Origin of the sequence: Planctomonas sp. JC2975 (assembly GCF_012985205.1) — a bacterium.
Taxonomy (GTDB): domain Bacteria; phylum Actinomycetota; class Actinomycetes; order Actinomycetales; family Microbacteriaceae; genus Humibacter.
This window is the reverse complement of sequence record NZ_JABEKS010000001.1, coordinates 198,563-210,579: the sequence shown is the minus strand read 5'-3', so window position 1 is coordinate 210,579 and position 12,017 is coordinate 198,563. Positions and strand designations below refer to the sequence as shown.

11 protein-coding genes and 1 tRNA gene are annotated in these 12,017 nt (G+C 69.2%); 7 read left to right on the top strand and 5 right to left on the bottom strand.

Going from position 1 to position 12,017, the window contains the following annotated elements:
- Positions 1-33: 33 nt before the first annotated feature.
- Both HII28_RS01005 and HII28_RS01000 read right to left on the bottom strand, forming a co-directional pair.
- On the bottom strand, positions 34-1,689 hold the full coding sequence (locus tag HII28_RS01005) for a DNA polymerase Y family protein (protein WP_346769138.1): 1,656 nt from the start codon (positions 1,687-1,689) through the stop codon (positions 34-36).
- Between the two features lie 24 nt (positions 1,690-1,713).
- The gene (locus HII28_RS01000) at positions 1,714-2,619 is read right to left on the bottom strand and encodes a hypothetical protein (protein ID WP_346769137.1); all 906 of its coding nucleotides are present in this window, start codon (positions 2,617-2,619) and stop codon (positions 1,714-1,716) included.
- A 208-nt stretch (positions 2,620-2,827) separates the two neighbouring features.
- On the opposite strand from HII28_RS01000, the gene HII28_RS00995 reads away from it, so the two are divergent.
- On the top strand, positions 2,828-3,538 hold the full coding sequence (locus HII28_RS00995) for an SOS response-associated peptidase (protein WP_170023625.1): 711 nt from the start codon (positions 2,828-2,830) through the stop codon (positions 3,536-3,538).
- A gap of 42 nt (positions 3,539-3,580) precedes the next feature.
- Here HII28_RS00995 and HII28_RS00990 read toward each other — a convergent pair whose 3' ends face one another.
- On the bottom strand, positions 3,581-4,417 hold the full coding sequence (locus HII28_RS00990; protein WP_170023623.1) for a mechanosensitive ion channel domain-containing protein: 837 nt from the start codon (positions 4,415-4,417) through the stop codon (positions 3,581-3,583).
- Between the two features lie 162 nt (positions 4,418-4,579).
- On the opposite strand from HII28_RS00990, the gene HII28_RS00985 reads away from it, so the two are divergent.
- The gene (locus HII28_RS00985; protein ID WP_170023621.1) at positions 4,580-5,323 is read left to right on the top strand and encodes an SUMF1/EgtB/PvdO family nonheme iron enzyme; all 744 of its coding nucleotides are present in this window, start codon (positions 4,580-4,582) and stop codon (positions 5,321-5,323) included.
- Positions 5,324-5,537: 214 nt separating this feature from the next.
- On the opposite strand, the gene HII28_RS00980 is transcribed toward HII28_RS00985, so the two are convergent.
- A tRNA-Leu gene (locus HII28_RS00980) sits at positions 5,538-5,623 on the bottom strand.
- Positions 5,624-5,772: 149 nt separating this feature from the next.
- Between HII28_RS00980 and HII28_RS00975 the strand changes: the two genes are divergently transcribed.
- Genes HII28_RS00975 through mshC form a run of 3 tightly spaced genes read left to right on the top strand, consistent with a single transcriptional unit; the run spans position 5,773 to position 9,263 of the window.
- Positions 5,773-7,116: a M20/M25/M40 family metallo-hydrolase gene (locus HII28_RS00975; RefSeq protein WP_170023609.1), complete on the top strand. Its 1,344-nt coding sequence runs from the start codon at positions 5,773-5,775 to the stop codon at positions 7,114-7,116.
- 13 nt (positions 7,117-7,129) lie between these two features.
- The gene (locus HII28_RS00970; RefSeq protein ID WP_170023607.1) at positions 7,130-7,999 is read left to right on the top strand and encodes an undecaprenyl-diphosphate phosphatase; all 870 of its coding nucleotides are present in this window, start codon (positions 7,130-7,132) and stop codon (positions 7,997-7,999) included.
- The gene (gene mshC, locus HII28_RS00965) at positions 7,992-9,263 is read left to right on the top strand and encodes a cysteine--1-D-myo-inosityl 2-amino-2-deoxy-alpha-D-glucopyranoside ligase (protein ID WP_170023605.1); all 1,272 of its coding nucleotides are present in this window, start codon (positions 7,992-7,994) and stop codon (positions 9,261-9,263) included. The genes HII28_RS00970 and mshC overlap by 8 nt, the downstream gene beginning before the upstream one ends.
- 19 nt (positions 9,264-9,282) lie before the next feature.
- Here mshC and HII28_RS00960 read toward each other — a convergent pair whose 3' ends face one another.
- Entirely contained in the window at positions 9,283-10,224 is a 942-nt protein-coding gene (locus tag HII28_RS00960) for a PAC2 family protein (RefSeq protein WP_346769136.1), read from the bottom strand.
- Positions 10,225-10,282: 58 nt separating this feature from the next.
- Here HII28_RS00960 and HII28_RS00955 point away from each other — a divergent pair, with 58 nt between their 5' ends.
- Entirely contained in the window at positions 10,283-10,954 is a 672-nt protein-coding gene (locus HII28_RS00955; RefSeq protein ID WP_240977194.1) for an HAD family phosphatase, read from the top strand.
- Positions 10,951-11,988 carry a tRNA (adenine-N1)-methyltransferase gene (locus HII28_RS00950; RefSeq protein WP_170023601.1) on the top strand — a complete coding sequence of 346 codons (1,038 nt, stop codon included), beginning with the start codon at positions 10,951-10,953 and terminating at the stop codon, positions 11,986-11,988. Before HII28_RS00955 ends, HII28_RS00950 begins: the two co-directional genes overlap by 4 nt.
- Positions 11,989-12,017: the final 29 nt, after the last annotated feature.

Sequence of the window (12,017 nt, the reverse complement as noted above, 5' to 3'; positions counted from 1 at the left end):
CTGCTTCCGCCAAGCCCGACCAGCGATCGGAGCTCAGTCATAGCGAGCCTCGAGCATCCACTGGCCTCGTTCGAGCAGCACGAGCCAGGCGCCGCCGCTCGAGTCGACGAGTTGCAGGCGATGCACGGCGCGGACGGCGTCCGCATCCCACCAGCGTTCCTCGATTGGCCACGGTCCCGCCCATCCTGCAACGCCGAGCGGCCTGCCCGGCACGGGGGAGAAGCCCACCGGATCGGCCGTGAGCTCGCCTGCGTCATCCACGTCGACGGGAGCGCCGGATGCCGCCAGCACCGCGCACCGCACCGGCGGCGAATACACCGTTGACGGCAGCGGCGGCGGGAGGGATCCGGGCCACGGCTTCGCTCGGTCGCCGGCCACGGCATCCGGAGCACGATCGCCCCACGGGACCAGTACCGTGCGATCGGCGAGCATCCGTCCTCCCGCGACGGCGGCGGTGCCGACGGCGTCGTGCCCGAGCATGCTCTGCACGCGGGAGAGCGCGTGGTGCACTCGCTCGTCAGGGCCGCCGCCGAACAGGCCGTCCTCGTGGTGGCTCGCGGCGTCCACCGCCTCCGGCTTCACCGTCACCTCGACGACGGCGGAGTCCAGTCCGCTGTCGACGCCGGCACCTTGCAGCTGCCATCGCACACGATCCACGACGTCGGGCGCCGTGAACCACCTCGGATGCAGCCACGTGCGCTCGCTCTCCGCCCCCGACTCGGAGCGCACCACGATCGTCACCGCCGTGGCCACGAGCTTCTGGGCGGAGAGGGATGCCACGAAGTCGTCAGCGGTCTGCCGGAAGGCGAATGTCACCTCGTCCGCACGCTCCAGTCCCGGTTCGAACGGGATGGATCGCTCCAGCACGGCCTGCGGATCCCTCGGCACCACGACTGTCCGCTCCACACCCGTGGCGAGGGCGTGCGCGCGGACGCCCTCCTGACCGAACCTGTCCTCCAGCTCGAGCGGATCCAGCGCCGCCACGGCCCCGATCGTGTCCAGGCCGAGCCGGTGGAACAGCGTGGTGAGCTGCACGTCGTATCCGAACGCGTCGACCGGCAGCGGGGCGAGGAACGCTGCGGATCCGCCCGGCTCGACGATCAGCACACGATCGTTCGCCGCTGCGGCGTCCGGCGCCCTCGCGCTCCGCCTTCCCCACGGACGCGATGCAGCCCGCGCCGCCTGCTCAGCGGCGAACGGCCCGTCGGCGATGCCCACGCAGGCGTCGGGGGAGCCGTGCTCGGCGGCGACGCGGAGCAGCTGGAATGCCGCGGCATCCTCCCCGCCGTAGAACCGCGCAGGCCCGCGCGCCCGCAGAGCGCACAGCCCCGGCCGAACGGGCTGCACGCCGGGGATCGCCTGCTCGATCGCCGTCAGCAACGGCTCGAACTCCCGCTGGTCGAGTGCGGCGTCGTAGGGCAGCACGACGAGGGACGAGCACCGCGACTGCGCCTCCCGCACGCGCAGCCCACGACGCACGCCCTCGCGCCTCGCCTCTGCCGATGAGGCGAACACCAGCCCCTTGTCGATGAGCGCGACCGGATGCCCGTCCTCCGCCAGCCCGGCAGCCACCGCGGCCCGCACCGGCCAGTCCGGGCACCAGAGCAGCAGTGTGCGGCGTGGACTGTGCTGTTCCGTGCGCCGGTCCCCGCCCGGCACACCGCTGTCGAGTGCCAGCACGGTCTGCACATCGCGGTCCCTCTCTGGGAGCACCTAGCCCACCGCCCTCAGCCGCTGCGACACGTCGGACGCCAAGGCGGGACGACTGCCCTGCGATTGGCCGGCGCGCACGGCGTGCAGCGGAATCGGACGCGGTGCTTTCGTCGCGGGCGCGGCGTCCTGCAGGCGTCCATCGGGTGTCAGCAGGAGCGTCGCCCGACGCTCACGCCCCCACGACCGGCTCTCCGCCGTCACCGTGAGCTCGCGTGCCGCCAGGTAACCGTGCCCTTCACCGACCCCCGACCACGCGCTGGATGCCACACCCACCGTGGCATCCACGCGCGGCCATCGCCCGCAGACGAGCAGCACGGCGCCGCGTTGCCGCAACCGGGCTGCCAGCCTGGCCGCCTCCGCATCGCCGACCATGGTCCTGGGAGTGGTGACGACGACGCTCACCGCATCCGCCAGCGCCGCCGTCACGCTGAACCACCTGTCGCCGGGATACGGCACCAGCACCAGCCGGTCGAGGTCGACGCCGGACAGTGCGGCAGCCTCGGCGCCGAACCCCGGCATCCCCACCACGGCGCACCATGCACCGTCGGCGCTGGGGCCTGCGAGCAGCGCCATGAGGATGGAAGTGGACCCTCCGACCGAGTACACCCCACCCGGTTGCAGCCCGCCGCCGGGGAGAAGCGCCCCCAGCGCGGGATGCGTTGGCAGTGCGCCGTCGTCCACCCTGGTGCGTTCCAGCTCGCCCAGCTTCGAACGCAGGCTCAGCAGCCGATCCAGGTCGGCTCGTGCCCGCTCGACTGCTGCGCGATCGTCCTGCCCCGCGCGCTCAGAGGAGCCGGCTCGAGCGCCATCCCACGACTCGTCGGCACCAGCACGCCGCTCCGCAGCGGCACTCTCCCATGGCTCCGCCGGGGAGGCGGGGGAGTAGTACTCGGCGAGAAGCGTCACTCTTCCAGTTTCGAACGCATATTCGAAACTGTCAAACCTCTACGGCGTGTTGTCCCGTTCACTCATTCGGGGAAGAATTCCGTCCTCGACGCTCGTTCCTGCTCACCCGTGGACCGCTGAGCGAGACGAGTGAGCCCATCTGCGGTGCCGAGTAGCCTTCCGAGAGAACAACACAAGGCTGAGAAGCACCGCCGACAGGAGGTCGCACATGTGCGGACGTTTCGCGATGGACGACGACGTCAACGAGCTCATCACGGAGTTCGTCGCCGCGGGCGGCGACCTGAACGACTGGCGTCCGAGCTACTCGATCGCGCCGACCGACGTCGTGCCCATCGTGAGGGAGCGAGTCGACAAGGGCACGGGGGAGGTGCGACGCAGCGTCGACGGCGCCGTGTGGGACTTCCACCCCGCCTTCATGCGCGAATCCAAGCGTCCCAACTTCAACGCCCGCATCGAGACCGTGACGAGCAACGGACTCTGGAAGGGTGCATTCGCCTCCTCGAGGGCCATCGTCCCGATGCGCGGCTACTACGAGTGGACGGGCGAGCCCGGCCACAAGCGCGCCCACTTCCTGCACTCGGGCGACGGCGGCCTGCTGGCAGCTGCAGGCATCTACACGGTGCGCAAGGTCGACGACGAGTGGCAGGTGTCCACCGCGATCATCACCAGGGAGGCCAGGGACGCCTCAGGCGAGATCCACGACCGCATGCCGGTCTTCCTCGAGCGGGACGCCTGGGACGAGTTCCTCACCCCCGACAAGCTCGACGAGCCCGGCAAGCAGAACATGGTCCAGCTGCTGACGGCTGAATCCGAGAAGGTGGCGGGCACCGTCACGAGCTACGAAGTCGACCCGAAGGTGAACAACTCCCGCACGGCCGATCCCGACGATCCGTCGCTCATCGAGCCGCTCGCATCCTGACGCGACGCGACTCGGTGACACCGATGCACCACATCGCGTCGACTAGAGAACGGCCGGGGGAGTGAGCGGCGGATCCACCTTCTCCGATGTCACGACGGCATCCCGGTCGGCAACGGCGCCATAGACGGCGGAGACGATGTCGGATCGAGTCGCGCCCTTGTGCGTCGGACGGTGCCGGTAGCGCACGGCGAGCGTCGCACGATCCGGGGCGAGTGCCACGAAGAGCACCTCGGCGTGCTTGCCGTCGATGAGCGAGCTCACCCCCGCGCAGGCCGAGCGGATGCCCTCCACGACCGAGTCGAGATCGTCGCGATCCCGATACCTCACCCGCACCTCGAGCTCGCCGCGGAGCGCCGTGCGCTCCGACTCGTTCAGGAACGGATTGGACAGCACGCTCGCGTTCGGGATGTGCGCGATGGATCCGTCGAACTGCCGCACGGCGACCGACCGCCCATTGATCTCGGCCACCACGCCCTCGTAGTCGCCGATCCGCACGACGTCACCCCTGGTGAACGGCCGCCGCGTCTGGATGACGAGTCCGGCCGCATAGTTCTCGGCGATCCCGCGCAGCGCCAGAACCGCGATCACCGCGAGCACGATCGCCAGAGCGATCACCGGCTGGATGGGAGCACCGAGGAACGTGAGCGCTATCCCGACGCCGAGCAGGATGAGCACCAGCCGCACCGTGCTGGCGATCCGCTTCGCCACGGTCTCAGGGATGCTGGGAATGCGGGCGAGCAGAGCCTGAGTACCGCGCTTGGCCAGCACCCCGAAGACGATGCCCAGCACAACGCTGATCACCGCGAAGGCCACATCCCAGGGATCGAGCCCTGCGAGGAATCCCGCCGCGTCGCTGGCATTCGGCGTGTCCGCGTGCATCGAGTCCCCTCTCGTCGCGTCCACGTCAGCGTGGCACGGCGTCTGCAGCGGGTGCCTGTGCCACGCGGCAGCGCGCGGAGCGTCCGCCTGCATCCGCCGTTCGCTGCCCACTGCCGATGCCGACACGACGGTCCGGCGGCGGCGCCGTGGCATACTGCCGCGGTGGCCGACATCGAGCTGGCGCCCGCCGCCGGGGGATCCGTGACCCTCCACGATGCCCGCCGGTCGCTGAAGCGCCCGGTGGAGCTGGAGCCGTTCCAGATCGGGGTCTATGCCCTCACCCAGGAGCAGCTGGCCGAGCTCATCGGCGAGACGGCGTCGCATCCACGCCGGCCGGCCGTCGATGTCAGCTGGCTGCGCGCGATCCGCGTCTGCAACGCCGCATCCGAGTGGGAGGGCCTCGATGCGGCGTACACGTTCGACGGCGAAGACGTCACCTGGCACGTGGACTCGGACGGCTACCGCCTTCCGACAGAGGCCGAATGGGAATTCGCGTGTCGTGCCGGCTCGATCGGTCCGCAGTACGGGCCGCTCGCGGAGATCGCCTGGACCAGCACAGATGGCGTCGGATCGCCGCAGAACGTTGGCGGCAAGCATCCGAACCTGAACGGCCTGTTCGACACCCTCGGCAACGTGTGGGAATGGTGCTGGGACCTGCTCGACCCCGCACGCTACGGCGCCTATCGCGTGTTCCGCGGCGGTGGATTCGCGGATGACGCATGGAGCGTCCGCGCATCGACTCGCCGCGGCGGCGACCCGCGCACACATCAGGACGACGTGGGCGTCCGCCTCGCCCGCGGTGGATTCGACTCCGAGGACGAGGCTCAGGGGTGGTCGGCCATTGCCGACCGCGAACGGGCGCTGGGATCCGGTCCCGTCCCCTTCGGCTGGACGCCGTTGCGCTGAGTGGGTCCGGTTCGTCGAGCACCGAGACCGAGGCTCGGCTTCGAAGCGATGCTTCGAAACCGCGAGGGGGGACTTGTCCCTGCGGCCCCTCCACACCCTGCTTCGCAGCGCGCGGAGCCTCTGGCCGCGGGGGCCCACCCGGGGCGGTTCAAGGGGACACCCTTATGCGCAAACGAAAGAGAGCCGGTCCACTGGACCGGCTCTCTTTGGTTTGTGCGCGAGGGGGGACTTGAACCCCCACGCCCGATAAAGGGCACTAGCACCTCAAGCTAGCGCGTCTGCCTATTCCGCCACCCGCGCGCAGTTCGGAAGTTGAGGTTTCAACCGCCGACGTACGAGATTAGCACGGTTTCAGAGGGCCTCCGTGCACACCGGGAGCACCACTGGAGGGGGCGGATCGCAGGGGATCCGATTGGTCGCGGTGTGCGCATGGCCGGTAGCGTTGCAGCATGACCACCCCGAACGACGCCGAGCAGAGTGCCGTCGAGCGGGAGCCCGAGCCGCAGCTCGATGAGACCGCCCGGATCGCCAGGGACCTCATCCGCATCGACACCACGAACTGGGGTGAGGGGCGGGCCAAGGGCGAGACGGATGCCGCCGCCTACGTCAGCGACCACCTCGCCTCCCTCGGGCTCCAGCCGCGCACGTACGAGTCCCGTCCAGACCGCACAACGGTCATCGCACGCGTCGAGGGACGCAGCAAGGACAAGCCGGCCCTGGTCGTGCACGGGCACCTGGATGTCGTCCCAGCGGATCCCGCCGACTGGACCTTCGATCCGTTCGCCGGCGAGATCCACGACGGGTTGCTCTGGGGCCGCGGCGCCGTGGACATGAAGAACATGGACGCGATGATCCTCACGGCGCTCGGCGACATCGTCCGGGCGGGGGAGGCTCCGGAACGCGACCTGGTCATCGCGTTCTTCGCCGACGAGGAGGACGGTGGACTCTTCGGCTCGCATTTCATGGTGGACGAGCATCCCGAGGTGTTCGAGGGCGCGACAGAGGCCATCAGCGAGGTCGGCGGATACTCGGTCGACGTCGGCGGAAAGCGCGCGTATCTGTTGCAGACGGGGGAGAAGTCCCTGGTCTGGATCCGGCTGATCGCCCGCGGTCGCGCCGCCCACGGATCCCGTATGGTCGCGGACAACGCCGTCACCAAGCTCGCCGAGGCGGTCGTCGCCATCGGACGGCACGAGTGGCCGCTGCGGCTGACCGACACGACCACGCAGCTGATCGGAGAGCTGGCACGCCTGCTCGGGGTCGACCCGGTCGCTCTCGGACCCGACGAGGTGGTGCTGCGCAGCGGAACGGCATCCGGGTTCATCCGCGCGACGCTGCGCACCACGAGCAACCCCACGCTGCTGAAGGCTGGCTACAAGCACAATGTGGTGCCGGAGCGCGCGGAAGCGCTCGTGGACATCCGCACGCTCGCCGGCGAAGAGGACGACGTGCTCCTGAAGGTGCGCGAGTTGGTCGACGACGAGGTCGACATCGAGATCGTTCATCGCGACATCGGGCTTGAGGCTCCGTTCGCCGGCCAACTGGTCGATGCGATGAGGGATGCCCTGCTGACGCACGATCGCGACGCCGTCGTGCTGCCGTACCTCCTTTCCGGAGGAACGGACAACAAGGCACTCAGCCGCCTCGGCATCACCGGATACGGATTCGCTCCGCTTCAGCTGCCGGCAGGCATCGACTTCCCAGCCATGTTCCACGGCGTCGACGAGCGCGTGCCGCTCGACTCGCTCGTGTTCGGACGCACCGTCCTGCGCCACCTCCTGGCCACCTACTGACCGAAAGGGTGCGATGGACTTCGTCAACGCGCTGATCCTCGGCCTCGTGCAGGGGCTCACCGAGTTCCTTCCCATCTCCTCGAGCGCTCACGTGCGCATCGTCGGCGAGCTCATCGGCACGGGAGCGGATCCCGGGGCTGCATTCACCGCCATCATCCAGCTCGGCACCGAGCTGGCGGTGCTCGTGTACTTCTGGCGCGACGTGACCCACATCATCAAGCAGTGGTTCCTGGCACTGTTCGGGCGCATTCCGCGGGGCGACGCGACCGCCAAGCTGGGCTGGATGATCATCGTCGGCAGCATCCCGATCGTCATCCTCGGCCTGCTGTTCCAGAAAGACATCGAGACGACGTTCCGCTCGCTGTGGATCGTCGCGATCATGCTCATCGTGTTCGCGATCGTCCTGTGGCTCGCCGATCACTTCGGTGCGAAGACGCGCCGCGTGTCAGAGCTCACGTGGGGTCACGCGGCCATCTACGGTCTCGCCCAGTCCCTCGCGCTGATTCCTGGCGTCTCACGATCCGGCGGCACCATCTCCGCCGGACTGTTCATGGGCTATCAGCGCAGCGCTGCTGCCCGGTATTCGTTCCTGCTCGCCATGCCGGCCGTGTTCGGCAGCGGACTGTACGAGCTGTACAAGTCCGTGAAGCATCCGTGCATCGCGGGCAGCGCCGAGGCTGCAGCAGGCACGTGCACGCCCGAGGTGTTCAACGCGCTCGACACGTTCGGAGCCACGGTCGTCGCGTTCGCGGTCGGCCTGCTCGTGATCGCGTTCTTCATGCGGTACATCTCGCGCCACAGTTTCCTGCCGTTCGTGATCTACCGCATCGTCATCGGCGTACTGCTCATGATCCTTCTGGCGACGGGGGTCCTGAGTGCCTGAGGCGTGGCCAAGGCCGTCCGTTCCCCGGCTGCCGGGAAGCGGCACGGCGCCGCAGCTGTTCGACAGCGCGTCGAACAGCTACCAGTGCTCGACCCCCGAGGACCCGGTCGCGCGGCTCTACGTGTGCGGCATCACCCCGTACGACGCGACGCACATCGGGCATGCCAACACCTATCTCGCCTTCGACACGCTGCAGAGGGTCTGGCTGGACGCGGGCCTCGAAGTGCACTACGCGCAGAACATCACGGATGTCGACGACCCGCTCCTGGAGCGCGCAACAGCCACCGGCGTCGACTGGCGCGACCTCGCCGCCCAGCAGATCGAGCTGTTCCGGGGCGACATGGAGGCGCTGCGCATCCTTCCTCCTCAGGACTACGTCGCCGTCACCGAGGTGATCGATGAGATCGCGGATGCCGTCGCCCTCCTCCTCGAGCGCGGCACGGCTTACCGCGTGCCCACCCCAGACACCAAGGGGGGCACCGGGGCCGGCGACGGATCCGACACCGACGACGTGTACTTCGATGTCGCGGCGGCCGCGCAGACGAGCCCCTGGCGAATCGGCGACGAGAGCAACCTCGACCGGGCCACGATGCTCGCCCTGTCGGCCGAGCGCGGCGGCGACCCGGATCGACCGGGCAAACGCGACCAACTCGATCCGCTCCTGTGGCGGGCGGCACGCGACGGCGAGCCGGCGTGGGACTCCGTGGTGGGCCGCGGCCGTCCCGGCTGGCACATCGAGTGCTCGGTCATCGCACTGAAGCACCTCGGACATGATTTCACCGTGCAGGGCGGCGGAGCAGACCTGCTGTTCCCGCACCACGAACTGAGTGCCGGGCACGCAGCTGCGCTGAGCGGACATCCGCTCGCCAAGGTCTACAGCCACGCGGGCTTGATCGCCTACCAGGGCGAGAAGATGAGCAAGTCTCTGGGCAACCTGGTCCTCGTCTCACGGCTGGTGGAGGAGGGCGTCGATCCCGCGGCTGTCCGGCTCGCGCTGCTCGCCCACCACTATCGCACCGAATGGGAGTGGACCCCGGAGGGCCTGCGCGAGGCGGAGTCACGGCTGGCTGCCTGGCGCAGCATCCGCGCGGATCCGGCCGGCGTGAAGGCGGACGACGTTCTCGCCACTGTCCGTGCGCGCCTCGCAGACGACCTCGACACCCCTGGCGCCTTGGCCGCAGTCGATGCGGCGGCCGATTCGGGTGTCGACGATCCAGAACTCGTCAGCGGCCTGGTGGACGCGCTGCTCGGCGTCGTGCTCTGACCGCTGCTGTTCGCTGTCCTTACTCGCGACGCCAGGGCTCGTCCGGCCCCCGGCCGTCGCCCTTGTCACCGCGACCGTCGCCTCGACGACGCAGGTAGCGCTCGAACTCCTGAGCGATCGCCTCGCCACTCGCCTCTGGCGAGTCGACGGTGTCGCGCGCCTGCTCCAACTGCTCGATGTAGGCGGCCATGTCCTCGTCGTCCGCTGCCAGCGCGTCGATGCCGCTCTCCCAGGCTGCGGAGTCGGCGACGAGGTCGCCGCGCGGAACAGTCACGTCGATGATCTGCTCGAGCTTCTCGATGAGCGCCAGCATCGCCTTCGGGCTGGGGGAGTTGTGCACGTAGTGCGGAACGGATGCCCACAGCGACAGCGTGGGAATGCCCACCGCCTCCGCCGCATCGGCGAACACGCTCAGGATTCCGACCGGCCCTTCGTACGTCGGCCGCTCCACCCCCAGCTCCGCGCGCACCTGCTGATTCTCGCTCGAGGAGTGCACCGAGATGGGACGTGTGTGCGGAACGTCGGCGAGCATGGATCCGAGCAGCACGACGGCGTCGATCCCTGCGGCGAGCGCTGCATCGATCAGTTCGGCCGTGAACGCCTTCCAGCTGCGGGACGGCTCCGTTCCGAGCAGGAGGAAGAGGTTGCCGACCCCCGTGCCGCTCGCGTGGTACTCGGCGACGTCCTCGAGAGGGTCGATCCGAATGCCGGGCGACACCGGCGCGTACACCACAGATCCCGGCCACTCCAGCCGTCGCTGGCCCTCCTCGTCTGCCGCGAGGGTGGGACGGTTGAACTGGAAGTCGTAGTAGAGCTCGGGGTCGATGGTCGCCACCGGCACCACGTCGAGCGCGTCCTTGAGGGTGCGCACGGCCCCGCTGGCTGCCTCTCCTGCGTCGTTCCACCCCTCGAACGCGACGACGAGGATGCGTCCGTCGAAGATCCGGCTGTCGTTGCTCACGCTTGGATTCCGCTCCCGCTCCGTGCCCGGTCGGACACGCCTACCCAGGATAGGCTGGATGCCCGTGACCGCATTCCCCTCCGCCGTCCTGTTCGACATGGACGGCACCCTCGTCGACACCGAGCCGTACTGGATGCAGGCGGAGACGGAGCTCGTGCACGAGCACGGCGGATCCTGGACCCACGACGACGCGCTCATCCTCGTCGGATCCGGTCTCTGGGAGTCGGCCAAGGTGTTCCAGCAGCACGGTGTGGACCTCGACGCCGACACGATCGTGGCGACGCTCACGCGTCGCGTGCAGCAGCAGCTGGACGAGCACGGGGTGCCGTGGCGTCCGGGCGCTAAGGAGCTTTTGCTCGACATCCGTCAGCACGGTGTCAAGACGGCGCTGGTGACCATGTCGATCCGCGACATGGCTGAGCAGATCGTCGGGCACATCCCGTTCGAGGGCTTCGACGTGCTCGTCACGGGCGACGAGGTGGAGCGGCCGAAGCCGTTCGCAGACCCGTATCTCGATGCGGCCCGCCTGCTCGGCGTGCGCGCGCAGGACTGCATCGCCATCGAGGACTCGATGAACGGGCTGGCCTCCGCCGTCGCGGCCGGAACCGTCGCGATCGGCGTTCCGCACATGATTCCGCTGCCGGAAAGCGACGAGCACACCCTGTGGCCCACGCTCGACGGCCGCACCTTCACCGACCTGGCGGCACTGTTCGAGGAGCGTGCAGCGTGAGCGACCACGAGCTTCCCGCCGCGTCCGGTCCGTTCCGCGCAGGCGATCGTGTGCAGCTGACCGGCCCGCGCGGACACCTGCACACGATCACGCTCGAGCCGGGCAAGGTGTTCCACACGCACCGCGGCCCGCTGCCGCACGATGCCATCATCGGCCGGCCAGACGGGTCCGTCGTCGCCAACGAGGCCGGCATCGAGCACCTCGCACTGCGCCCGCTGCTCACCGACTTCGTCATGTCCATGCCGCGTGGCGCCGCGATCGTCTATCCGAAGGACGCAGCGCAGATCCTCGCGCAGGCCGACATCTTCCCCGGGGCGACCGTCGTCGAGGCCGGCGTGGGTTCCGGCGCCCTGTCCCTGTGGCTGCTGCGCGCCATCGGTCCGGAAGGGCGCCTGGCGTCCTTCGAGCGCCGTGACGAGTTCGCGGATGTCGCGCGCGGCAACGTCGAGACCTTCTTCGGCCGCCTGCCCGACACCTGGTCCCTCACCGTCGGCGACCTGCAGGAGGAGCTGCCGAACGCGCTCCCCGACGGCAGTGTCGACCGGATCGTGCTCGACATGCTCGCGCCCTGGGAGTGCGTGGATGCCTGCGCCACCGCCCTGAAGCCCGGCGGCGTACTCCTTTGTTACGTCGCGACCGTCACCCAGCTGTCCCGCGTGGCTGAGGCGATCCGTGCAAGCGGATCCTTCACCCGGCCCGTCTCCAACGAGACGATGGTGCGCGGATGGCACGTCGAGGGTCTCGCCGTGCGACCGGACCACCGCATGATCGCGCACACCGGATTCCTCATCACGGCGCGTCTTCTCGCTCCTGGCACCGTTCTCCCCGAGTTGAAGCGACGGGCGTCGAAGAGCGAGTACAGCGACGAAGACGTCGAGGCCTGGACGCCAGGCGCCCTCGGCGAGCGGGTGGTGAGCCCGAAGAGCCTGCGCAAGCGAGTGCGCGAGGCATCCGAATCCGCCCGACTCGCTCGCGAACGCGACGAGAGCGCCGGGGACTCCTCTCCGGCGGAGGGTGATAACACCGTCGACTAGCATGGGGTGCCGGAGCGCCGCCTGCTCCG

Excerpts from the sequence above, each read along its gene's own strand:
- HII28_RS00955 (WP_240977194.1), top strand. The coding sequence starts at position 10,283 with ATGCCCGTGACCGCATTCCCCTCCGCCGTCCTGTTCGACATGGACGGC.
- HII28_RS00970 (WP_170023607.1), top strand. The coding sequence starts at position 7,130 with ATGGACTTCGTCAACGCGCTGATCCTCGGCCTCGTGCAGGGGCTCACC.
- HII28_RS00975 (WP_170023609.1), top strand. The coding sequence starts at position 5,773 with ATGACCACCCCGAACGACGCCGAGCAGAGTGCCGTCGAGCGGGAGCCC.
- HII28_RS00990 (WP_170023623.1), bottom strand. The coding sequence starts at position 4,417 with ATGCACGCGGACACGCCGAATGCCAGCGACGCGGCGGGATTCCTCGCA.
- HII28_RS00995 (WP_170023625.1), top strand. The coding sequence starts at position 2,828 with ATGTGCGGACGTTTCGCGATGGACGACGACGTCAACGAGCTCATCACG.